Here is a 22,524-nt window from a genome sequence, read left to right as displayed (position 1 = left end):
ACGCAGGTGACTACAGCCCTTCGAACTGGGTGATCGCCTCTCGCCAGTCTTCGGGGATCGAGCGCGAGGATTCCGTGTCGCGGTCGTATGTAACGACGGTTGTTTCTCCGGTCGCAGCCACACCATCTTCGGTCCGGACCTCGTACTCGAAGGGGAAGCTCTTCTCCCCAAGACGTGGAACCCGGACGCCAACGGCGACTGCATCACTGATTTGGACGGGCTGGATGTAGTCGACTTCGAGGTTCGCGATGACCATGCCAGTGCCCGACTCGCTGCCCGAGAGCAGCGCTTCGCCACAGTCGACCACGTCGTGCAGGTAGTCGATGCGAGCCTCCTCGAAGTAGGTCGCATACGTCGCGTTGTTGACGTGGCCATACGTGTCGATGTCCGTGTATCGGACCTCGACGTCCGTCGTGTACTCGAAGGTCATGCCAGTAATTCCGCGTGTTTCTGTTTGAGCTTCTCGATTTTCGGCGGGATGGTCAGCTGGCAGTAACTCTGTTCCGGATTCTTCTCGAAGTAGTCCTGGTGATACTCCTCGGCCGGATAGAACGTCTCCAGCGGTTCGACTTCGGTGACGATGTCGCTATCGTAGCCCGGCTGGACTTCCTCGATAAAGGCTTCCACGGTCTCGCGCTGGGACTCGTCGTGGTAGAACACGGCCGAACGATACTGCGTGCCAACGTCGTTACCTTCTCGGTCTTTTGTCGTCGGGGTATGGGTCGTGAAGTGGACCGCGAGCAGGTCCTCGTAGCTCACCTCGTCCGGCTCGTACGTAATCTGGACGCACTCGGCGTGGCCCGTCTCCCCGCGACAGACCGCCTCGTAGCTGGGGTCGGCGACGTGCCCGCCGGCGTAGCCCGACACAACGTCGACCACCCCGTCGATCTGTTTGAACACCGATTCCGTACACCAGAAGCAACCGCCCGCGAATGTCGCTTGGTCAGTCATCACCCGACGTACGTGCCCGGCATACAAAACTCACTGGCTGTGGTCCTCGCAGCTGGATGCCTACCTACCGGTCGACCTCGCCCATGATGGTGTCGAGACTGCCAATCGTCGCCACGAGGTCTGGGACGTATTCGCCGCGGGCCATCTCTGACAGTGCCTGCACGTGTGAGAACGAGGGACCGCGGATCTTGAACCGCGCCGGTGTCTCCGTCCCGTCAGAGCGGATGTAGATGCCGAGTTCGCCCTTCGCGGCTTCAACGGCGCGGTAGATTTCGGTGTCAGCGTCGGGCCGAAGTGTGCGGGGCACGTTCGCCTGTATCTCGCGGTCGTCCTCGGGCCAGTCCTCCAGCAGGTCGACGCACTGGCCGATAATCTTCGCGGACTCCTCCACTTCGCGCAGGCGCACGAGCAGGCGCGAGAAGTTGTCGCCGCCCTGCTCGGTGACGACCGACCAGTCAAGTTCGTCGTAGTAGCCGTAGGAGTCGTCCCGTCGGAGGTCGTAGTCGACGCCGGAGGCTCGGGCAACCGGCCCGGTACAGCCGTAGGCCTTCGCGGCCTCAGCCGAGAGGTGACCCGTATCGACCGTCCGAAGCTGGAGAATCTCGTTGCTGGTGAGCATATCGTGGTACTCCGTGAGCTTGTGCGGCAGGTCGTCGAGGAACGCGCGTATCTTCTCGAAAAACGCTTCCCGAGGTTCGGGCAGGTCCCAGGCGACGCCGCCCAGCCGCAGGTAGTTGAACATCAGCCGCTGGCCGGTCAGGTCTTCGAGAATGTCCTGAACGAGTTCCCGGTCCCGGACACCCCACTGGAAGGTAGCGGTGAACTCCCCGACCACGTCAAGCGCGTAGGTCGCGACTGCAAGCATGTGCGAGAGGATGCGCGACAGTTCGCCGCCCATCGTCCGGATGACCTGGGCGTACGCCGGCACCTCGATGTCGGCGAGGTCCTCGGCCGCCCGGGCGTAAGCCCACTCGTTCAACAGGCCAGCTCCGCCCCAGTCCCAGCGGTCCGGATAGGGCATGATCTGATGGCGGTAGGTGCCCTGCTGACACATCTGTTCCTCACAGCGGTGGATGTAGCCGATGTCGGGGTCGACGGCCGCGACCTGCTCGCCGTCGAGTTGGGCGTTCAGGTGGAGGACGCCGTGCGTCGAGGGGTGGTGTGGCCCCATGTTGAGATGCATCGTCTCCGGCCCTTCGCGGCGGTCTTCGAGCAAGCGCTCGTGTTCGCGGAAGGAGACGATCTGTGGCTGAGACTGATTGTAGTCCCGGCTCAGCGGGTGGCCCTGCCAGGTTTCGGGCAGGAGAATGCGCCGGAGGTCTGGGTGGTCCTCGTACTCGATGCCGACGAGGTCGTAGGCCTCCCGCTCGTGCCACGCCGCCGTCGAATACACAGGTGCGGCGGACTCGCTGCTCGGCGACTCCCTGGGTGTCGGCACAACGACCGAAAGTTCCTGTGTCGGGTCGTCGTAGCGCCGCAGGTGATAGATCGTCTCGAACCGGTCGGCGTACTCCTGGGCCGTAACACAGGCGCAGTGGTCCAGACCGGCCTCGGCTCGTAGCGTCGAGAGGACGGTCTGCACCTCGTCCGCGCGGATGACAACGGCCGGGGCGTTCTCGTGGCGTTCGGTGGAGAGGACGTGGTCGGCAATCGGCTCGATAAGCGGGTGGACGTCGTCGGCTCGGTGGACTGTCTGGGCCATCTCCGTGGTCGCCCGTTCGCCGGCTGCCGCCCTCGGGCTGTCCCCTCATGCCCGAGGTTATTTTAAATACCTCCTGGAACGGTCAGGCATGAAGTACGTCACGCTTTCGCTGTGGATGGCCCCGGAGGTTCGGCACCCGATGCACCAGTTCGTCGTCGACCACGACGGCTACGAGGCGAGCTATCTCCTTCGGGGCAACGACATCGGGGCCGATCCCCAGACGCTGCTGTTTCACGTCGACGGCTTTCCGCCGGAGCCCTATCGGGCGGCGCTGGAACAGGCCGACACCGTCCGGGAGTACGCCATCTCTACGTGCCCCGACGAGACGTTCTACCTCTACGTACAGGACTCGCCGTCTGCGACCGATCACGACCTCGTCGACGCGCTCACCCGAGCCGGTCTGGTCATCGTTTCTCCGGTCGCATACCGGGCCGACGGCACAGTCGGACTCACACTGGTCGGTCCAGGGGGGACGGTCCAGCAGGCAGTCGAAACGGTTCCCGACGGCGTCTCCGTCGACGTTCGGGAGGTCGGGGAGTACGACAGCCGGCGACTCGATACCGGGGCCGCGCTCACCGACCGGCAGTTCGAGGCCGTCGCCGCCGCCGTCGACTGCGGGTACTACGGTAGCCCTCGGGCGGGGAGCGTGGACGATGTCGCCGCCGAACTCGGCTGTGCTCCCGGAACTGCCGCCGAACACCTCAGGAAGGCTGAGGCCCATGTAATGGCTGACATACTCGAACAGCGCCCCGAATCGACGGCGTAGTCCGCTCTGTTCGGGAACTGCTGGAGCGGCCGACAACCGCCCCGAAAAACTATAAACTCCGGATAAGTGTCATCTAGTGCTGGGTTGCGAATATACTACAGGGCCAGCGGTGGTCCAACTCAGGACGATACTGACCATGGACACAGTAACTATCGACGACGTACCGGTCGAACGGAACCCGATGCAGGTGCATGACATCCGCAAGCCGGTTTCCAGAAAACTCGGGACCGAGCATTTCGCGGCGAACTACTTCGAACTCGAACCCGGCGACTCCTTCTCGGAGAGCCTCCACCGCCACCACGACCAGGAGGAGGTGTTCTACATCGAGCGGGGACAGACCACTTTCGAGGTCGGCCTCGACCGCGAGGAAGTCGACGTGTCGGGCGGGGAACTGATTCGCTTCGAACCCGGCGAGTTCCAGCAGGGGTACAACTCCGGCGACGAGCGCGTCGTCGGCTGGGCCTTCGGCGCGCCCGGCGCGACCCACGACTGGGACGAGCTAGAATCGAGAGCGCACTGTCCAGAGTGCGACGAAGAGACGACCCAGAGCGTCGCCCTCGCCGAGGGTCGGTTCGAACTCACCTGTACCGAGTGCGGGAACGTTCAGGGCTAGGACCTACTTCTGTCGCTCTCGTGATTGGAAACAGGTGTTTGTACAGCCAGAAAGCCCCGGCCGGCTGTACTCGGGGGGCTCGCTGCGCTCCTTGTCACTCCCTCCGGTCGTTCCTGTGGTGCTTACATCGCCCGCCTTCGTCCAGCCGGCCGCTCCTTTCAGTCCCGCCCAGCATTCTTTGTCCAACCGGCTATGGGTGGGACTGAAAGGGGTCGCTCGCTCGACGTTCGAGGCGATGCAAGCACTGACGAGCAACGTTGAGGAGCGAGGAAGCGCGCAGCGAGTCGCAGGTGTCGAGCGAGCGGGGGCGTTCTGGCTCTTTGCATAACCAACGACCCCATTCGTCTTTAGTTAATACTCTCAGTAATATCTTCTGACCGTATTTTCCGACTGGATACTGCTTACTGACACCCGCTACGACGAACATATCCCGTTTGCAATAGTTGCGTATCGCTCGATATCTGAGGTGATGGTGTCTGTTCCGTGCGTTCTACCCCACTCAATACTATCGAGCATACTTCTATCCTGGAATATTACTATCAGGCTTAGCTAAAGACGAATGCCAACGACCCCGTCGGTCATTCCACCCGCTGCTATAGTAACAATTGAAACGATTTACACACTTATCACACTGCCATCGTGCGATCAGGTGTGCATTGATTTTCAATGGCTACTATAGCCCGCAATTCATATCGCATCGCGTCACGAAGCCCGGGTATGTCACTGGCCGACCTGGAGTGGCGCGTCATCGGCGAGGAAACACGACCCGGGCCGATGACGATGGCGCTGGAAGCAGCCGCTGCTGAAACCGTCGCAGAGGGCGGTCCGGCAACGGTGCGAGTGTACACTTGGCCCGATACGCTGTCGCTTGGCTACGGACAGGACCCCGACACCATCGACTGGGAGTTCTGCGAGCGCCAGGCCGTTGGGGTAACGCGACGACCCACTGGCGGCGGTGCGATCTACCACGACAGCGTGGCGGATATCTCCTACGGGATTATCGCGCCGGCCGACGCCGTTCCGGGCGATCTGATGGCGTGCTACGAGCAGTTCTGCGAGCCGGTTTTGAATGCGTTCGAGCGCATGGGCGTCGACGCGTCGTTTGCTGACGACGAGCGGTCGGCGGTCCATCAGCCGGCCTGTTACCTGCGGCAACTCCATCCGGCCCACGATATCGTCGGCCCCGATGGCCGCAAACTCAGCGGGAACGCGCAGTACCGCCAGAAGGACGCTGTCATCCAGCACGGCTCCCTGTCTGTCTCGCTGCGTCCCGACCGCCACTCCGGCTGTTTCACCGCCGACATCGACTCGGAGCAGTTCACCGAACGCGTCGGGGCGATAGGCGAATACACCGATATCGACCGCGCCGAAGCCGTCGAGACGCTCCGCTCGACGCTGGCTGAGTGGGTCGACGCCGACGCTGGCGGGTGGACGGACGATGAACTCGCACGCGCACACGAGCACGCAGAGAGAAAGTACGCTACTGACGAGTGGATTCGACGGTCGCCCTGACCCGAGGTAGCGACGGTTTGCCTCCACGGGACAGCCACCGCGACCTACCGGCGGCCCTCTCGAATTCGCGGCCTCTAGTATTTGACAACACTCTAACGGCCATTCGGTTTCGACTCACAGCGGCTGAGAACAGGCGTATCGTAGCTCCTGTCGCCGCGTCGGCTGTGGCTTGCGGGTATCATTCGCTCCAGAACACTCGTCCGAACCGCACCGCTGACTATCGAATATTCGCCTATTGCTAAACGTACTGCTAAGACCGTTACTCGGCAACTGTTCGGTGATGGCTAAGCGAGACCACTACCGGTCGCCTAACCAGTTGAGTTTGGATGTTCTCGACCAGAACGCCCGGGATGCCGACCCGCGGGGAGACGACTTCGACTACGCCGAGGAGTTCCAGAAGCTCGACCTCGACGCGGTGAAGGCGGACCTCGAAGAGGTGATGACCTCCTCCCAGGACTGGTGGCCGGCCGACTACGGCCACTACGGGCCACTCTTCATCCGGATGGCCTGGCACAGCGCCGGAACCTACCGCACCACCGACGGCCGCGGCGGCGCGTCCGGGGGCCGCCAGCGGTTCGCGCCGCTGAACAGCTGGCCCGACAACGCGAACCTCGATAAGGCCCGCCGACTGCTCTGGCCTATCAAGAAGAAGTACGGCCGCAAGCTCTCCTGGGCCGACCTCATCGTCCTCGCCGGCAACCACGCCATCGAGTCGATGGGGTTCGAGACGTTCGGCTGGGCCGGCGGCCGCGAGGACGCCTTCGAACCCGACGAGGCGGTCGACTGGGGCCCCGAAGACGAGATGGAGGCCCACCAGTCAGAGCGCCGCAACGAGGACGGGACGCTCAGAGAGCCCCTCGGCGCTGCGGTGATGGGGCTCATCTACGTCGACCCCGAGGGGCCAAACGGCAACCCGGACCCGCTGGCCTCTGCCGAGAACATCCGCGAGTCGTTCGGCCGGATGGCCATGAACGACGAGGAGACGGCCGCGCTCATCGCCGGCGGCCACACCTTCGGGAAGGTCCACGGTGCCGACGACCCCGAGGAGAACCTCGGCGCGGTCCCGGAGGACGCGCCAATCGAGCAGATGGGGCTTGGCTGGGAGAACGACCACGGCTCGGGGAAGGCCGGGGACACGATTACAAGCGGTATCGAAGGCCCGTGGACACAGGCCCCGACGGAGTGGGACAGCGGGTACATCGACAACCTCCTCGACTACGAGTGGGAGCCGGAGAAAGGCCCCGGCGGGGCCTGGCAGTGGACGCCCACGGACGAGGCCCTCGAGAACACGGTCCCGGACGCCCACGACCCGGACGAGAAGCGGACGCCGATGATGCTCACGACGGACATCGCGCTCAAGCGCGACCCCGACTACCGGGACATCATGGAGCGGTTCCAGGACAACCCCATGGAGTTCGGCATCAATTTCGCGCGGGCGTGGTACAAGCTCATCCACCGCGACATGGGCCCGCCCGAGCGGTTCCTCGGCCCGGACGCCCCCGACGAGGAACTCATCTGGCAAGACCCCGTCCCCGACGCCGACTACGACCTCGTCGGAGACGAGGAAATCGCCGACCTCAAGGCGGAAATCCTCGACTCTGGCCTCTCCGTTACCCAACTCATCAAGACCGCGTGGGCGTCGGCGTCGACCTACCGCGACAGCGACAAGCGCGGCGGGGCCAACGGCGCTCGTATCCGGCTCGAACCCCAGAGGAGCTGGGAGGTCAACGAGCCAGAGCAGTTGGAGACGGTCCTCGACACGCTCGAAGGCATTCAGGAGGAGTTCAACGGCGCTCGGGACGACGACACGCGCGTCTCGCTGGCCGACCTCATCGTCCTCGGCGGTAACGCGGCCGTCGAGCAGGCGGCGGCCGACGCCGGCTACGACGTGACGGTGCCGTTCGAACCGGGGCGGACGGACGCGACGCCGGACCAGACCGACGTGGAGTCGTTCGAGGCGCTCAAGCCGAGGGCCGACGGCTTCCGGAACTACGTCCGTGACGACGTCGAGGCCCCGGCAGAGGAACTGCTGGTGGACAAGGCCGACCTGCTGGACCTCACGCCCGGCGAGATGACCGCGCTGGTCGGCGGGATGCGCTCGCTGGGCGCGACCTATCAGGACTCCGACCTCGGCGTGTTCACCGACGAGCCGGGGACGCTGACCAACGACTTCTTCCAGGTCGTGCTCGGCATGGACACGGAGTGGGAGCCCGTCACCGAAGCCAGAGACGTCTTCGAGGGGTACGACCGCGACACGGGCGAGCAGACGTGGACGGCGTCCCGCGTCGACCTGCTGTTCGGGTCCCACGCCCGCCTGCGCGCCCTCGCCGAAGTCTACGGTGCCGACGACGCCGAGGCCGAACTCGTCGACGACTTCGTCGACGCCTGGAGCAAGGTCATGCGGCTCGACCGCTTCGACCTCGAATAGGCCTCCGCGTAGCGGTCGCGTTCAGAGGGTCTCTTCGACGAACTGGGAGACGAGGCGGTCCTCGGCGGTCCGGAGCTGGTACTGGACGGTCGAACGCGGCTCGTCCAGTATCGACGCGAGGTCTTTGACCGAGACCTCCCGCGGTCGCTCGTAGTAGCCGTGGGTCACGGCGGCTTTGAGTACCCGCCACTGCTGGGGCGAGAAGTTCGTCGCGACCCGTTCGGTCGCCTTCCAGTTCCCCGCGCTGGTGATGTGAGAGACCGAGAGCGTGACGCCCTCGCGGAGGCTCGACTCGATTTTGTCGTAGACCTCGCCGATGGGGGCAGACCCAGGATAGAGGACGCGCCAGCGGTACTCGTTGCCCGTCCGCCGAGATTCGAAGATAGTCCCCTCCTTAACGTGCCGATGGAGGAAACTCGGTAGCGACTGACAGCCGCTGATTTCACGACGTAGCGTGTACACTGTCCGTGACGTCTCCCCGCGGTCCAGCACGTGGTACGTCCGCGCCGTCTCACAGCTCACGACGTCGAAACACTCGTTACAGCGGTTTTCGTCCAGAAAGACCTCGTCGAACGCACGCAGGGCCTCGGGTGTCCCCTTCGCGTGGTCGAGCCGCCACATATGGTCGTCGCCGACGAAGATGGCAGAGGACCACACGGAGAGGCTTTCATGCTGCCGGAACACGTCCATCAGGCTATCGGCTCCCGCGTCGAACTGCAGGACGAACTCGAACTCGCGTGTGTCTGCCACTGCTGGCTGTGTGTCGCTCATTTAGCTAGTACTAATTTAGGACAGTCGTTATAAATCGATTACTGGAACCACCAAGCCCACTCCACTTTATCTAGTTGGCTTTTGATTAAGATACAGCAGTCGGTTCGCGGTGAACCTCACGTCTGCGATGACGGGCTACGAGAATGGACTATTCGCCCCACTCCCGACAACGGAACGACACCACCGTTTTGTGGCAACCCGGCCAAGCAGTGGCATGGTCTCGTCCCCCGCTGATGACGACGCTGCCGACACCTCCGCCGACCCTCAGGCAGCCGACGGCAGCGCCGCAACGCTTTCTGAGGAAGAACTGTATGCGATTGTTCGGGTGGCTACCGAAGACGCGGTGCTCGGCGCGCTCGGCACGCTCATGTTGGTCGGTATCGGCATCGTACTAGCCTCCTGGGGCGCAGCGTTACTACTGTCAGCAACGCCGCTTCCAGCAGCTATCGGTGTGGTTCTCGTCCTGTTCGGTGCATACCTCGCGCTATCGAGCCTCCGCATGATCCCACCCGTCCGTGAGTGGATCTGAGCCGGTCGGGTATCTCTGTTCACCGGCCTGTCGTCCCGCTTCGAGGAAATCCTGACACGAGCTATAACCGACCGTAGCACTCCGGAACCTCTTTTGTCGGGCATCACCGACCGGTGTGCATGGTACGAGTCGGGGCACACACCTCCATCGCTGGCGGCGTCTACAACGCCGTCGAGGAACAGGTCGAGTACAGCGGCAACTGCGGGCAGATTTTCTCGCACTCGCCGCAGGTCTGGCAGGACCCGAACATCGACGACGACGAGGCCGAACAGTTCCGCGACCTCGCGGCCGACCACGGCGTCGGCCCGTGGGTCATCCACTCGTCGTACCTCGTCAACCTCTGTACGCCCAAAGACGACCTCCGCGAGAAGTCCCTCGATTCGATGCAGAAGGAGGTCGACGCCGCCGCCAAACTGGGCATCGAGTACGTCAACGTCCACCTCGGAGCCCACACCGGCGCGGGCGTCGACGGCGGGCTGGACAACGCCGCCAGCGTGCTGGACGACCTCGACGTCCCCGATGAGGTCACCGTGCTGGTCGAGTCCGACGCCGGCAGCGGGACGAAACTCGGCGGCCAGTTCGAGCACCTGGCGACGGTCCGGGAGCGAACGGACCAGGACATCGAGTTCTGTCTTGACACGGCCCATATGTTCGCCGCGGGCTACGACCTCTCGACGCCCGCGGCCGTCGACGAGACGCTCGCGGAGTTCGACGACGTGGTCGGGTTCGAAGACCTCGCCTGCGTCCACCTCAACGACTCAAAACACGAGTGCGGGACGAACAAGGACGAGCACGCCCACATCGGCGAGGGCCACATCGGCGCGGACGGAATGCGCGCGTTCGTCAACCACGACGCCATCCGCGACGTGCCGCTGGTGCTTGAGACGCCGACCGAGGACGGCAAGAGCTTCGCCTGGAACATCGAGCGCGTCAAGGAACTCCGCCGCGACTGATTTCGACCGCGGTACTTTTGAGGGCGACTCGACTCTGAGAAACTGTGCGCAGGTTCTCTGCCGACTACCTCGAAACCACCCGCAGGGGAATGTGGGCCGACTCCCGCGATGCGCTCTTGGACCTCCGACTGGACGAGTGTGTGCGCGTTCTCGACGTGGGCTGTGGGACCGGCGAACTGACCCGCGTCCTTCGCGAGGAGACAGACGGGACCGTCGTTGGCCTCGACGCCGACACGGACCTGCTGGCCGCCGCCGGCGACCCGGCCGTCTGCGGAGACGCGACGCGCCTTCCGTTCCCCGACGACACCTTCGACCTGGTGGTATGTCAGGCGCTGCTCATCAACCTCCCTGACCCAGAACTCGCGGTTCGGGAGTTCGCCCGCGTTGCCACCGACCGGGTGGCCGCCATCGAGCCAAACAACGCCGCCGTCACTGTCGAATCGACCGTCGACGACGAACCGGTGCTGGCCCGCCGCGCCCGCCGGCTCTTTCTCGACGGGGTGCGGACAGACGTTACCCTCGGGAGTGATGCCGCCGACGTGTTCCGCGACGCGGGGCTGTCCGTCGTCTCGACGACGAAATACGAGCAAGAACAGCGCATCGAACCACCCTACGACGATGCGGCGATGCAGGCCGCTCGCCGGAAGGCGACCGGAACGGGGCTGGCCCACGACCGTGAGACGATTCTCAACGGCGAGGCGACGCCCGCCGAGTACGACGCACTCCGGGAGCGCTGGCGGTCGATGGGACGGGATGTCATCGAGCAGATGCAAGACGAGGCCTACGAGCGCCGCGAGACGGTGCCGTTCTTCGTCACCGTCGGCGCGGTTCCGTGACCCGCTCGTTACCGAGTTCGGGGAGCAGAGTGCCCGCCAGTCCGTAGACTGCGATGTCCAGCAGACTGGCGAGCAGGCCGACGACGCCCCCGACGACAGCGGCGACACCGGCCCCGATGAGCAGGACCAACAGCACCGACTGGGGGCGGGCCCCGCCGCTCTGGAGCGTCGACACGAGTGCCACCGCGAGCAGTCCCAGCAGGAACACGACACCAGTGACACTCCCGGCCGCAACTCCGTGGAGGACGAGCGTGCTGACTCCGGCTGAATCGAGCGATACCCTCCGGTGAACCCATCGAACCGCTAGGACGAACAGCGCCCAGAGGTAGCAGAAGACGGCCACGCCGACGAGGGTGTTTAGCCCGGCGAGCAGGTCGGCGAGACCACCGCTCGCGTGGACGGCGAGGACGCAGAGCAGGACGAACAGGACGGTGTCGAACGTCGCGAGCGTCCACGTCACGAGTGACACCGGCCGCGTGGAACTCTGTTTGCCGTCGCGCGCTGGCTCAGTCTCACTCACGTTGTCCGCCATACTCTCCTGCTCACGCTGGTCCTCAGCCATGCGCGAGGACCTCCGCGAGGACGACGATACCGAGAAAGACGGCCGCCGTCGCGCCGTACGCTCGCGAGAGCGTTCGCCGGTGGACTGGGTGCAGGTCGTCGAACGTGTTCACGCGGTCACCGATCTGAACGAGGAGTAGCGTCCGGACGACCGAACCCCCGAGGAGGGCGACGACGACGGCGAGTTTCACCAGTAAGGTTCGTCCCCAGTCGGTTCCGGGACCCGGCGGTCCGAGCGAACCGAGGTTCCCGACGCCGGTGACCACGAGTACGCCGACGCCGCCCCAGAACAGCCACTCGAACTGCTTTGCGGGCGCGAGCGAGGCGATAGTGCCGCACCGATAGCTGTACCAGAGCACGGTTGTGCCGCCGACGAGGACCGCCATCGCAAGGACGTGGAGGGTTCGAATCGGGAGGGCTGTCATAGCTGTCGGTTCAGCGGCACGTCGCAAAGAATCACGGGGTTACCCCGACGGGTCGATTGTCACCACGCCCTCACCCGTCGCCACGTTGTACCGCGTCGACGGGTCGACGGTCAGGCTGACGACGCCGCTGTCGAGGGTGTCCGGGCGCTCGAACCTGACGACCGTCGACCGAGCAGTGAAATCACTGGTGTACACACAGGGCTGCGTGTAACAGCCGAACGCGTGGATGCCGTCCGCTGTCTCCTCGATGCGTTTCAGATGGGGGACGATCGAACCGGACCCCCAGCCGGTCTGGACGACGAGCACGGCGTGACTCTCGAAGTCGGTGTCGGCGGCGAGACTGTACGCGTCACCGCTGTTGTCTTCGAGTCGCTCGATGTCGTCGGCGTCTGTCAACAGCGTCGCGTAGAGCTGGTCACCGTTGTCGTCCGGGGCGCGCGCTAGCCCTTCATCGGCAAACAGCGCCCCTCGGGTCGACGCCTGTTCGAACGACAACGATGGCTTGGCCGGCATATTCGCACAGAGATACAGCGGATTGCGGTCGCCCTCGCCGGAGTCAGCAACGTTGCACTCGACCTCTTCGACCTCGTATGGCGGTGTCTCGACTCTGTCTAGCCCGTCCAGCGCATCCGTCGGTGTTTCGTTGGTGGGAGTCTCCGTCTCTCCAGCGTCGGTCGGCGTCTCTGTGCCTCCGTCGTCCGTTTCGGTGCCGGGATCAGTTCCCGGCGACGGATGCGTGCGTGTTTCCGTGCTGCCATCGCCACTGCCGTTCCCGCCCGGCGCGAGGCAGCCACTCAGGGCACCAATCGCCACGCTACCGACCAGTCCAAGGGTCGCTCGTCGCGTCCGTTGCATACGATTCCCTTCCCGTGGTGTGGGTGTATCCCTTCCGTTCGCTCAAAACCGCGTTGTAGTTGTCATGGCCTGTGTTCGCGCCCAGAGTACTGTCGCCCGTCGATAGGCCCTTGCTGTGTGAGCGGCTACGGACGACACGTGCCGGCTCACGTCTCCCCATGATACCACCGCTCGTCCGCCGCTGTCCGGAGTGCCGTCATATGACCTGGAGCCGCCGGTTCACCGCGGTTTCGGACGGCGGGACCGGCTCGCGGCTCGTCGAATGTCCCGCCTGCGGACACCGGTTCTCGACGGTCGACGCGCCTTGGCTGCTGTAAGTCACCCTGTCCAGCGCCGGCACGGTGAGCGCTACACCACGTCGCCTCGAACTGTCGCGCCCTCCTGCTGTGCCCGGTACTCTTTGACCGCGTCGGCAGCGTCGCCGGCCTCCGTCTCGTCCATCCCGAGCATCGACAGCGACTGGGTCAGCGTCGGGAAGACGAACTCGTTGTCACGGAGCTTCTGGAACGCGTCGGGCGACCGTTCGCCGTCGAGCCACAGGCAGGCTCCCCGGGGGTCCAGAATCTGCTCGTAGTCGTTTCGCATCTTCGCGCCCTTGAGCCGCTGGGTGACGTTGTCCTCGAAGGAGGCGTTACACACTTCCAGATGGACCGGCTCGTCGTCGCTCAGGAGGTGGGCGGCGAGGCACTTCTCGGGCGCGGCGTGGCCGTTGGCGTTCGCGCGGATGAACTCGGGGTGCTCGTCGGCCCACGCGGCGCGAACGGTCTTGCCGACCCCGTCGACGCCGTGACTGCGCTGAAACTCTTCGGCGCGCTCCGGGGCATCCTTGAACAGGATATCCTTGGTGACATAGACGTCCAGTCGCTCGACCGGGTCCAGCCCGAGCGCTACGTCGCCGTACACCCACACCTCTCGGACCGGGACCGGCATCGTCTCGTCCTCGACTGTGGCGACGATTTCTTCGACCCGCTCGACTGCCTCCGGACGGTCCAGACTCATTGCCTGCCCTACTGCTTGCGCAGCCTAAACGCTGACTCTCCGGAGGCGAACACCGATATCACTTTGCTGTCTCCGAGACGATATGTCAGACCTTCAGACGCAGTTTGGGACCTGGCTGTACGGACCGACGACTCCTCTCCCCTGTCCAGCCACCTCTGTCGCGAGGCAGCGCAAGACAGTGATATCCTCGACATCGCAGCGGCCGTTCCTGAGAGTCGCCAAGCCCCGCACCTCCTGCTGGCCGCGGTGCAGTACCTGCTCGACCGGCACCCCGACCATCGGCTGGCCGAGTACTACCCGAGCATTACCCAGACGGCGCACGACCCCGATGACAGGTGCTTTCCAGCCTTCTGCGAGTTCTGTCTCGACCATGCCGACGATATCCGGCCGCTCCTGCGGACCCGGCGCACGCAGACGAACGCGGTACGGCACAGCGCGGTCCTCTACCCGGCTATCACACAGGTGGCCCGCGCCACCGACGGACCGCTCGCGCTGGTGGAACTCGGGCCGAGTGCCGGCCTGAACATGCTGTTTGACCGCTACCGCTACGATTACGACGGTCTCGTAGTGGGTAACAGCGACTCGCCGATTACCATCGAGAGCAGCGTCCGACGCGGCGACCCGCCGCTCTCGGAGACGCCGCCCGCTATCCGCTCTCGGGTCGGTCTCGACCGCAATCCGCTCGACGTGACCGACGAGGCCGACAGGGACTGGCTCCGCGCGCTCGTCTGGCCCGAACACGAGGCGCGCCGGGCCGTCCTCGACGGGGCGCTCACCGTCGCCCACGAGGAGCCACCGCGACTCGTTGAGGGCGATATGCTCGATGACCCGCCGGCGGTATTCGACGAGATTCCGCCCGATGTCCCGATCTGTGTCGTCAACACGCTCGTGCTGTATCAGGTCCCGGCGGAACTGAACGAGGCGCTGACGACGGTGCTCGAAGCGCAAATGGTCGAGCGCCCGCTGCACTGGCTCACCGGGCGGCGGGACCTGTCGGGCGGCGAGTCAGTGGAACTGGACTGGAAACGCCAGACCGACGATGGCATCGAGACCACACACCTCGTCGACTACGAGCCACACGGCGCGTGGCTGTCGTGGCGGCCCTGAGCACAGCACGGCTTCCACGTCGACAACGCGACGAGTGGTTGTCAGGCGTTCACCCGGGCTTATGTCTGCACAACGGGAATGTCGGATATGCAGATTCGCGTGTACGACGAGGGGGCTGCGAAAGACTGCCTGTTCGTCCTCGGGTGGGGGAACCGCTGCCGACACCAGAACGTCCAGTGGCTCGTCGACCAGCTTGCCACGGCGTACCGCGTCCACGCCGTCGAACTGCCGATACATATCACCGACTACCGGCGGGAGTGGGTCGGCCCGGTCCAGGAGTACGCTTCCGACCTCGGCAGATTCGACCTGCTCGGGCACAGTGCGGGCGGGCTGACAGCGGCCCACCTCGACGCCGACGGTATCGGCAACCGAGTGTACCTGAGCCCATGGTGGGACAGTGACTTCCCGGTTCCGGGGCCGGTGCTCGACGCTCTCGCCTCGCTCCCGATAACGAAACCGTTCATCCCGGTCGATACGCTGGACGCCGACGCTATCGGCGACCTGGCGACGGCCCAGCAGCTCGCGGACGCTCCGTCGTCGGTTTCGCCGGCGTTCCTCCGGACGGTGTTTCGGGCACAGCGGTCCCTTCCGCCGGCCCGGGACGCCGCCGCGGCGTTTTGCTCGCTCACGGACACAGTCGTCGACCCGCGTGCCGTCGGCGAGCGCCTGCCGGCCGACCGTATACGGCTGTACGACGGCGGCCACGAACTGTTCTCCTCGAGCGGCCGCGAGCAGACCGTCAAGACGGTTCTCGACGCGTTACAGCACGGCCCCGGCGCGCTGTGAACGGCGTCTCCAACGACATCGCTGTCTACTGCCGTGCCGGAACCGAGACGAAACCCTCTCACCATTGCGGCCACGACTACTCGTCACGATGGAGTGCGACAAATGCGGCGAGAACGCGGTGTTACACGCGGCCTATTCCGGGCTGCACCTCTGTGAGTCTCATCTCTGCCGAGCGGTCACGAAACGGGTTCGTCGTCGCATCCGCGAGGACGGCCTCGTGTCCGACGACGCCACTGTCGAAGACCCCGAGACGTGGGTTATCGGCCTCTCGGGCGGCAAAGACAGCGTCGTTCTCACGCAGATTCTGCACGACACGTTCGCCGAAGACCCCCGAATCGAACTGGTTGCGCTTTCTATCCACGAGGGCATCGAGGGCTACCGCGACGCGAGTCTGGAGGCCTGCGAGGAACTGACCGACGACCTCGGCATCGAACACATCACCGTCTCCTACGCCGAGGAGTTCGGCGTCCAGATGGACGACGTTGTCGAAGACGACCCCGAAGGGATGGCTGCCTGTGCCTACTGTGGCGTGTTCCGCCGTGACCTCCTCTCGAAGTACGCCGAGGAACTCGACGCGGACAAACTGCTGACCGGCCACAACCTCGACGACGAAGCCGAGACGGCGCTGATGAACTTCCTCGAAGGCGACGTTGAACAGATCGCCAAGCATTTTGAGGCGTCGCTGGGACCGTTTGACTTGTCTGCCGACGCGCCCACGGAACAAACACGCGAGGCACAAGACCATCATATCCCACGGGCCAAGCCGCTTCGTGACATCCCGGAGAAGGAAGTCGCGCTGTACGCCCGCTTCCAAGACCTCCCGGCACACATCACCGAGTGCCCCCACGCCGAGGAGGCCTACCGCGGCGAGATACAGGACCTCATGCTCGGACTGGAAGAGAACCATCCCGGGACTCGCCACTCGATTATGGCCGGCTACGAGAAGCTCGCGGCGCTGGCCGCCGACACCTACGGCGGCGAGAACGGCGACACCGACTACGGCGAATGTGACAACTGCGGCGCCCCGACGGCGCGGGACCTCTGTCGGAAGTGTAATCTGCTGGACGCGCTGGAAGCAGTCTGACCGACGTCTCGTTTGTCAGACGCCGCTGACAAAAGCGTCGCTCGCGGCCGTAGAGAACGGAAAGAAGAACCGCGGTGTTACTTGTTCGTCCGGATGACGTCGAGTCCGTTGTTCTTCTCGCGCTGGTCCTGTCCGCCGTCGGTCTCGCTGTAGCCGGCGTTCCGACCGCCGCTGTTCTGACTCCCGCTGTTCGGGGCGGGGCTGTCGAAGCTCTCGACGTTGTCGGACGCATCGAATGAGGTGTCGTCGCCGACTTCCTGAATCGCCTCGCGGGACTTGTTGGCCTGTTTCTGGGTCGTCGGGCCGAGCACCTGGGCGGACTGGACGCCGGTCATGATGGCCATGACCCGCACCTTGCCCTTGTACTCTTCCTGAATCCGTGCGCCCCAGATGACGTTGGCGTCGGCCTCAAGCCGCTCGGTGATGTTCTGTGCGATGCCCTCGGCCTCCTTCAGCGTGAGGTCCGGGCCGCCGGTGATGTGGACCAGCCCGCCGCTCGCGCCACGGTAGTCCACGTCGAGCAGCGGGTGGTTCATCGCGTCCTTGACGACCTCTTCGGTCTTGTTCTTGTCCTGGGTCTCGCCGACCAGCATCACCGCGACGCCGCCCTGGTTCATGATGGAGGTCATGTCGGCGTAGTCGAGGTTGATGAGGCTCGGCTGGGTGATGGTCTCTGAGATGCCCTTGACGGTCTCGGCGATGATCTGGTCCATCACGGAGAACGCCTTGCCGATCGGCAGGTTCGGGACGTAGTCGAGCAGGCGGTTGTTGTCCAGCACGATGATGGAGTCCGCCTCGTTGCGGAGCTTCTCCAGGCCTTCCTCGGCCTTGACCGTCCGCGCTCGCTCGACGTTGAACGGCGTCGACACCATGCCGACGACGATTGCGCCCTGTTCTTTAGCGATCTTCGAGACGACTGGGGCCGCACCGGTCCCGGTGCCGCCGCCCATGCCGGCGGTGACGAACACGAGGTCTGCGTCGCCTAGCACTTCCTTGATAGTGCCCTGTGCCATCTCCGTGGCGCGCTCGCCCATCGACGGGTCGCCGCCGGCCCCGAGGCCATTGGTGAGGGACTTGCCGACCAGAATCTTCGTGTCGGCTTCGATCATCTTGAGGTGCTGTTTGTCCGTGTTGATGGCCACGGTGTCAGCGCCCTCGACGCCGATGTTGTACAGGCGGTTGACGGTGTTGTTGCCGGCGCCACCACAGCCGACGATGACGATGCGCGGGTCGCCGAACCCGTCGACGTCCTCGTCGGACATCCGCTTCTGTTCCTGCTCGTCGCGTTCGAGGGCCTCGTTGACGATATCCTGCATCGTTACACCTTGGCCCAGGACCGCTTCTTTTCGGAGGCCTGTTCGGAGCCTTCTTCGGCGAGCATCTCCCGAACCGCCGAGCGAATCGCTTCGCTCCGATTGGGGTACTCGCCCGTCTCGACCATTTGTTCGACCTCTTCAATCTGCTGCTTCGGAATCCGTAGTGTCACACGCTCCATGTTTGGTAGTTCCCCTTGGGTAAGACGGCCCGGACGAGGGCTGTTTACGCCCCGCACGAGTGTTTACACAGCGAAACCGCAGTACGAGGGCGGCATCCCCTCGCGTTCGCCGCCGTGTAAGACGACCGTCTTACGCAGGATAAACCACTGACCCTGATGTATTAAAACTTACGGGCAGTGTCATACATTTTCTCGTTTACGGTGTCTGGACTCTTCTATCCAGTGTAAACGCTGAATTAGGTCTGATCGAGCACATCCGCTGCGGGCGTTCGTCTCCCACAGCCCGGGCAGAATCCCCAGTCCGACCGGAGTTCATCGCCGCAATCACAGAACACCCGCCGAGACGCCTTCTCGCCACAGTTCGGGCAGTAAACGTGGTCAGGTCCAAGATTATCACCGCATTGCGCACATGTCTTACGTTCCTCCGTGTCGGTCCTGTCCCGCGTTTCCGGCTCTGTCTTACGCCCGCTCGTGTCGGACGACTGATTTTCACTGTGAGACCGCCCGTCCTCGGCACTTGCACCCCGATCGGCGGTCTGCCGTCGTTCGGTTTCAGCGTTCGCTGCCCCTGCGCTTACGCCGTCTAACGAGATGTTTACGTTGATATCCTGCGGTTGCGAGGGGCGGCGTCGCGCCCCCAGTCGGTCGGCGATGATGCTGTCGACACGCTCTTCGATGAGCTCGTCGATTGTCTCGGCGTCGGTCACAGACTCTGACGACGACGATGGTTCCGACGCTGACGGCGACGCGTCTCCGAGATACTCCCGAAGCGCCTCGCGCATGACCTCGCTCTTCGAGGCGTCGAACGCCTCGAGTTGGTCGATGAGGTCGTCGTCAGCGCGGAACGTTATTTTGCTCATCGAGTTCGGACGTGTGTTGTACATGATGGTATTTTAATCTTCCCGCGCTGTCTGACGCCCGTCAGCTACCGGCATGACGCGATACCGTTCCCTCCGCTCAGATTCCGTCCGTAGACTCTGTTGCCCCGTCTCCCAGACCTCTGCAAGTGGGTCAGACGTGTCTGACACCAATCAGTGTGTCACTCCGCGTCGTGTGACCGTTCGGCGAACCCTCCGCGAATAACAACCCTTAAGTCCGGACGGCGGGGTATTTTCGGGTGTCGACCGCCCTTAGCTCAGACTGGTAGAGCAGTCGACTGTAGATCGACTTGTCCCCCGTTCAAATCGGGGAGGGCGGACTTGGTTTTCAGTCGGTGTCGAGTGGACCTGAACAGCAGTTGAGTTGTCCTTTGCCTTCGGACAGCGGAGCTACGTGAGACAATCTCGTTCCAGCAGTTCCGCAAAACGAACCCTCCGAGGCCGGTTCTGGAGAGCGTCAGAACCGCTCGCTCATCGCCGCTAGTCCAGCGTCTACGTCCACTGCCGAACCCTGCTCACCGAGCGCGTTACCCAACGCAGCAAGCAGATAGCTGACGTTCTGCCGGCGGGCCGAATGGCCCATACAGCCGATGCGCCAGATGTCGCCCTCCAGCGCGCCCAGGCCGCTGGCGATCTCGAGGTCGTACTCGTCCAGCAGGTGCTGGATGACCGCGCCGTCGTCGACGCCGTCGGGCACGCGGACGGTGTTGAGGCTCGGGAGCCAGAAGTCGTCGGGGGCGTTCATCTCCAGTCCCATACCTTCGACGCCGGCTTTCAGCGCGCCAGCGACGTGCAGGTGGCGGTCCCAGCGTTTTTCGATGCCCTCCTCGGCGACGAGCCGAAGCGCCTCACGGAGCGCGTACACGTTCGTGATTGGAGCCGTGTGGTGGTAGGCGCGCTCCTCGCCCCAGTACCCCTCCAGCAGGGAGAGGTCGAGATACCACGACCGGGGGTCCTCCTCCCGGGCGAGGACCTTGTCCATCGCGTCGTCGTTGAGCGTGAGCGGGCTCGCGCCCGGTGGACAGGAGAGGCACTTCTGCGGGCCTGCGTAGGCCACGTCGATGTCCCAGTCGTCGACGCGGAGTTCGACGCCGCCCAGCGAGGTCACGCTATCGGCGATGACAAGCGCGTCGTTCGCGTGGGCGATATCAGTGAGTTCGGGCACGGACGGCTGGAGAACGCCAGTGCTGGTCTCGGCGTGGACGAACCCGAACACGTCCGGGCTGTGCTCGTCGAAGGCGGCCTCAACCGCCGCCGGGTCGAGCGGCCGGCCCCACGGCGCGTCGACGGTGACGACCTCGCCGCCCGCACGCTCGGCCATGCTTGCCATCCGGCCGCCGAAGTAGCCGTTCGTCGGAACAAGCATCGTATCGCCCGGCTCGACGACGTTGCCGATGGCTGCCTCCATCGCCGCGGAGCCGGTCCCGGAGACCGGAATCGTCCACTTATTGTCCGTCCGGAACGTGTATCGGAGGAGGTCCTGGACCTCGTCCATAACCTCAATGAACGAGGGGTCGAGGTGGCCGACCAGCGGCGTGCTCATCGCCTTGAGCACGCGCGGATGGACGTCGCTCGGGCCGGGCCCCATCAGTGTTCGATCCGGCGGTGTCAACTCACCGACAGCAGGTACCTCATCCATACCGTCCGTTACCTGGAGACTGGGCATTAAAATCCGTGGTCGCAACTCTCTGGTCAGGACAAGGTCGGTCTCACGCCTCCACCGGAAGGCTAATTCGACCGCCGTAGAAATATAGGATAATTATTACATCTGTGCCACCAGTCACTGGCTGCCACTACCCTACTCCATAATCGCAATCGCCAGACGCGACTGGTATGAAACGTGTGAACGATCTACTCCGTTTTTAATCTCGTATTGCTAAGGTGGCGTGTGGTCGTCGATGGGATTGTTCGATAACGTTGCGTCCCCTGGGGAGGAACCGAGCCGCCGGTACACCTGTCTGGTGTGCCGGGCGTCGTTCGACGTTCAGTACCACTCGTGTCCGGACTGCGGTGCGTACGACATCCGCCGGACGAAGTGGCTCACGTAGCCCCCGGCGTCCACGTTGGCACGTCCACCGGACTGCCTGCTATCGGGCTACACTGCCCTTTTTTGTTCAGGTTGTTGCCGCGTATCACAGCCACCAAGTGACTGTCGACGGTATAGTCGTACGTGAACCGACGACAGTTAGGGACGGCAGGGTACGACGTGACAGCCGTCGGACTTGGAACCTGGAACATCGGTGGAGATTGGGGCGATGTCTCGGCAGAGGAAGGCCGGGAAACGATCCGGACCGCGCTCGATGCCGGCGTCGATTTCATCGACACCGCCGACGTGTACGGTGACGGCTTCAGCGAGCAGCGCATCGCAGAAGTGCTGGACGAACGCGGGGTCCGCGACGAGGTGACCGTCGCGACGAAGGCCGGCCGCCGGCTCGACCCACATACAGCCGACCGCTACAACTACGACAACCTCTCCGAGCACGTCGACCGCTCGCGTGAGTACCTCGGGACCGAAACGCTGGAACTGTTACAACTCCACTGTCCGCCGACCGACGCCTACTATCAGCCCGAGACGTTCGACGCCCTCTCGCGGCTGCAAGACGAAGGGAAGGTCGCTCACTGCGGCGTCAGCGTCGAACGTGTTGAGGAAGCGCTGAAAGCCATCGAGTACCCGGAAATCGAAACGGTCCAGATCATCTTCAATATGTTCCGCCAGCGGCCTGCGGAGCGGTTCTTCGAGGAAGCCAAGCGCCGCGATATCGGCGTCATCGTCCGCGTTCCGCTGGCTTCCGGACTCCTGACCGGGAAACTCTCCCGGGACACGGAGTTCCCCGAGAACGACCACCGGAACTTCAACATCGAGGGCGAGGCCTTCGACCGCGGCGAGACGTTCGCCGGCCTCCCGGTCGACGCGGGCTTTGACGCCGTCGAGGAACTCCGCGAACACGTCCCCGAACGGATGACAATGGCCCAGATGGCGTTGCGCTGGATTCTGGACCACGACGCGGTGTCGACTGTCATCCCCGGCTCTACCTCGCCGGCCCACGTCCGCGCGAACGCGGCGGTGAGCGAGATGGACCCGCTCTCGAATCAGGTCCACGGCGCGGTGCGTGACATCTACGAGGAGTACGTCTTCGACGATGTCCACCATCGCTGGTAGTCGCCGTTCCGCCGATCTGTATGATTACATATGTGCTTTCGGGGCGGTAGAACACGATTGGTGCAGCAAAACTTGGCCCAAGATTCCACCGAAGAGGTCACTGCAGTGTCTGA

At 64.1% G+C, this 22,524-nt stretch carries 25 protein-coding genes and 1 tRNA gene; 14 read left to right on the top strand and 12 right to left on the bottom strand.

The genetic code is table 11. The annotated features are described in order from the left end of the window. Window positions 1–10: 10 nt before the first annotated feature. The 3 genes from DVK01_RS03350 to DVK01_RS03340 form a co-directional block, all read right to left on the bottom strand. Complete coding sequence (locus DVK01_RS03350; RefSeq protein ID WP_101350888.1) at window positions 11–430, bottom strand: thioesterase family protein; 420 nt, start codon at window positions 428–430, stop codon at window positions 11–13. Beyond that, the gene (gene msrA / locus DVK01_RS03345) at window positions 427–951 is read right to left on the bottom strand and encodes a peptide-methionine (S)-S-oxide reductase MsrA (RefSeq protein ID WP_121535393.1); all 525 of its coding nucleotides are present in this window, start codon (window positions 949–951) and stop codon (window positions 427–429) included. Before msrA ends, DVK01_RS03350 begins: the two co-directional genes overlap by 4 nt. A gap of 64 nt (window positions 952–1,015) precedes the next feature. Then, the gene (locus tag DVK01_RS03340; protein WP_121535391.1) at window positions 1,016–2,653 is read right to left on the bottom strand and encodes an NADH-quinone oxidoreductase subunit D; all 1,638 of its coding nucleotides are present in this window, start codon (window positions 2,651–2,653) and stop codon (window positions 1,016–1,018) included. Between the two features lie 88 nt (window positions 2,654–2,741). Between DVK01_RS03340 and DVK01_RS03335 the strand changes: the two genes are divergently transcribed. From DVK01_RS03335 to katG, 5 genes are all read left to right on the top strand, one after another. Continuing rightward, entirely contained in the window at window positions 2,742–3,419 is a 678-nt protein-coding gene (locus DVK01_RS03335; RefSeq protein ID WP_101350885.1) for a helix-turn-helix domain-containing protein, read from the top strand. 136 nt (window positions 3,420–3,555) lie between these two features. Next, window positions 3,556–4,032: a cupin domain-containing protein gene (locus tag DVK01_RS03330; RefSeq protein ID WP_121535389.1), complete on the top strand. Its 477-nt coding sequence runs from the start codon at window positions 3,556–3,558 to the stop codon at window positions 4,030–4,032. A 196-nt stretch (window positions 4,033–4,228) separates the two neighbouring features. Further along, a complete protein-coding gene (locus tag DVK01_RS22785; RefSeq protein ID WP_255410199.1) occupies window positions 4,229–4,360 on the top strand; it encodes a hypothetical protein in 132 nt (43 codons plus the stop codon). A gap of 389 nt (window positions 4,361–4,749) precedes the next feature. After that, window positions 4,750–5,544 carry a biotin/lipoate A/B protein ligase family protein gene (locus DVK01_RS03325; protein ID WP_101350883.1) on the top strand — a complete coding sequence of 265 codons (795 nt, stop codon included), beginning with the start codon at window positions 4,750–4,752 and terminating at the stop codon, window positions 5,542–5,544. A 280-nt stretch (window positions 5,545–5,824) separates the two neighbouring features. Beyond that, window positions 5,825–7,972: a catalase/peroxidase HPI gene (katG, locus tag DVK01_RS03320; protein ID WP_121535387.1), complete on the top strand. Its 2,148-nt coding sequence runs from the start codon at window positions 5,825–5,827 to the stop codon at window positions 7,970–7,972. 21 nt (window positions 7,973–7,993) lie between these two features. Here katG and DVK01_RS03315 read toward each other — a convergent pair whose 3' ends face one another. Next, entirely contained in the window at window positions 7,994–8,743 is a 750-nt protein-coding gene (locus DVK01_RS03315; protein ID WP_121535385.1) for a helix-turn-helix domain-containing protein, read from the bottom strand. A 214-nt stretch (window positions 8,744–8,957) separates the two neighbouring features. Here DVK01_RS03315 and DVK01_RS03310 point away from each other — a divergent pair, with 214 nt between their 5' ends. From DVK01_RS03310 to DVK01_RS03300, 3 genes are all read left to right on the top strand, one after another. Continuing rightward, entirely contained in the window at window positions 8,958–9,272 is a 315-nt protein-coding gene (locus tag DVK01_RS03310) for a hypothetical protein (RefSeq protein WP_121535383.1), read from the top strand. 119 nt (window positions 9,273–9,391) lie between these two features. Next, window positions 9,392–10,225 (top strand): deoxyribonuclease IV, encoded by an 834-nt coding sequence (locus tag DVK01_RS03305; protein WP_101350879.1) that lies wholly within the window; start codon window positions 9,392–9,394, stop codon window positions 10,223–10,225. 89 nt (window positions 10,226–10,314) lie between these two features. Further along, window positions 10,315–11,061, top strand: a complete 747-nt coding sequence (locus tag DVK01_RS03300) for a class I SAM-dependent methyltransferase (RefSeq protein WP_101350878.1) — start codon at window positions 10,315–10,317, stop codon at window positions 11,059–11,061. Here the strand turns inward: DVK01_RS03300 and DVK01_RS03295 are convergent. The 4 genes from DVK01_RS03295 to DVK01_RS03280 all read right to left on the bottom strand — a co-directional run bounded on the left by DVK01_RS03295 (window position 11,039) and on the right by DVK01_RS03280 (window position 13,901). Continuing rightward, window positions 11,039–11,623, bottom strand: coding sequence for a hypothetical protein (locus DVK01_RS03295; RefSeq protein ID WP_121535381.1), 585 nt, complete (start codon window positions 11,621–11,623; stop codon window positions 11,039–11,041). The genes DVK01_RS03300 and DVK01_RS03295 overlap by 23 nt on opposite strands. Continuing rightward, on the bottom strand, window positions 11,616–12,047 hold the full coding sequence (locus DVK01_RS03290) for a CopD family protein (RefSeq protein ID WP_101350876.1): 432 nt from the start codon (window positions 12,045–12,047) through the stop codon (window positions 11,616–11,618). Before DVK01_RS03290 ends, DVK01_RS03295 begins: the two co-directional genes overlap by 8 nt. Window positions 12,048–12,086: 39 nt before the next feature. Further along, complete coding sequence (locus DVK01_RS03285) at window positions 12,087–12,902, bottom strand: hypothetical protein (protein WP_101350875.1); 816 nt, start codon at window positions 12,900–12,902, stop codon at window positions 12,087–12,089. Between the two features lie 348 nt (window positions 12,903–13,250). After that, on the bottom strand, window positions 13,251–13,901 hold the full coding sequence (locus tag DVK01_RS03280) for a hypothetical protein (protein WP_101350874.1): 651 nt from the start codon (window positions 13,899–13,901) through the stop codon (window positions 13,251–13,253). A 15-nt stretch (window positions 13,902–13,916) separates the two neighbouring features. Here DVK01_RS03280 and DVK01_RS03275 point away from each other — a divergent pair, with 15 nt between their 5' ends. The 3 genes from DVK01_RS03275 to DVK01_RS03265 all read left to right on the top strand — a co-directional run bounded on the left by DVK01_RS03275 (window position 13,917) and on the right by DVK01_RS03265 (window position 16,878). Next, window positions 13,917–15,008 carry a DUF2332 domain-containing protein gene (locus DVK01_RS03275; RefSeq protein WP_394337660.1) on the top strand — a complete coding sequence of 364 codons (1,092 nt, stop codon included), beginning with the start codon at window positions 13,917–13,919 and terminating at the stop codon, window positions 15,006–15,008. Between the two features lie 87 nt (window positions 15,009–15,095). After that, entirely contained in the window at window positions 15,096–15,794 is a 699-nt protein-coding gene (locus tag DVK01_RS03270; protein ID WP_121536152.1) for an alpha/beta hydrolase, read from the top strand. A gap of 88 nt (window positions 15,795–15,882) precedes the next feature. Beyond that, window positions 15,883–16,878 carry a TIGR00269 family protein gene (locus DVK01_RS03265; RefSeq protein WP_121535379.1) on the top strand — a complete coding sequence of 332 codons (996 nt, stop codon included), beginning with the start codon at window positions 15,883–15,885 and terminating at the stop codon, window positions 16,876–16,878. A gap of 77 nt (window positions 16,879–16,955) precedes the next feature. Here the strand turns inward: DVK01_RS03265 and ftsZ are convergent, their stop codons facing one another. From ftsZ to DVK01_RS03250, 3 genes are all read right to left on the bottom strand, one after another. Further along, on the bottom strand, window positions 16,956–18,194 hold the full coding sequence (ftsZ, locus tag DVK01_RS03260; protein ID WP_101350872.1) for a cell division protein FtsZ: 1,239 nt from the start codon (window positions 18,192–18,194) through the stop codon (window positions 16,956–16,958). A 2-nt stretch (window positions 18,195–18,196) separates the two neighbouring features. Then, a complete protein-coding gene (locus DVK01_RS03255) occupies window positions 18,197–18,373 on the bottom strand; it encodes a ribbon-helix-helix domain-containing protein (RefSeq protein ID WP_004515010.1) in 177 nt (58 codons plus the stop codon). 236 nt (window positions 18,374–18,609) lie between these two features. Then, complete coding sequence (locus tag DVK01_RS03250; RefSeq protein ID WP_121536148.1) at window positions 18,610–19,233, bottom strand: zinc ribbon domain-containing protein; 624 nt, start codon at window positions 19,231–19,233, stop codon at window positions 18,610–18,612. A gap of 264 nt (window positions 19,234–19,497) precedes the next feature. On the opposite strand from DVK01_RS03250, the gene DVK01_RS03245 reads away from it, so the two are divergent. Beyond that, window positions 19,498–19,571: transfer RNA gene (locus tag DVK01_RS03245), tRNA-Tyr, on the top strand. Window positions 19,572–19,708: 137 nt separating this feature from the next. Here the strand turns inward: DVK01_RS03245 and DVK01_RS03240 are convergent. Next, the gene (locus tag DVK01_RS03240; protein WP_121535377.1) at window positions 19,709–20,890 is read right to left on the bottom strand and encodes an alanine--glyoxylate aminotransferase family protein; all 1,182 of its coding nucleotides are present in this window, start codon (window positions 20,888–20,890) and stop codon (window positions 19,709–19,711) included. Window positions 20,891–21,149: 259 nt separating this feature from the next. Here DVK01_RS03240 and DVK01_RS22075 point away from each other — a divergent pair, with 259 nt between their 5' ends. Both DVK01_RS22075 and DVK01_RS03235 read left to right on the top strand, forming a co-directional pair. Continuing rightward, complete coding sequence (locus tag DVK01_RS22075) at window positions 21,150–21,299, top strand: hydrogenase maturation nickel metallochaperone HypA (protein ID WP_147435159.1); 150 nt, start codon at window positions 21,150–21,152, stop codon at window positions 21,297–21,299. Window positions 21,300–21,421: 122 nt separating this feature from the next. Further along, window positions 21,422–22,411, top strand: coding sequence for an aldo/keto reductase (locus DVK01_RS03235; protein ID WP_101350870.1), 990 nt, complete (start codon window positions 21,422–21,424; stop codon window positions 22,409–22,411). Window positions 22,412–22,524: the final 113 nt, after the last annotated feature.

This window comes from Haloarcula sp. Atlit-120R, from assembly GCF_003665885.1.
Taxonomy (GTDB): domain Archaea; phylum Halobacteriota; class Halobacteria; order Halobacteriales; family Haloarculaceae; genus Haloarcula; species Haloarcula taiwanensis.
This window is presented reverse-complemented; position numbering and strand designations above follow the sequence as displayed.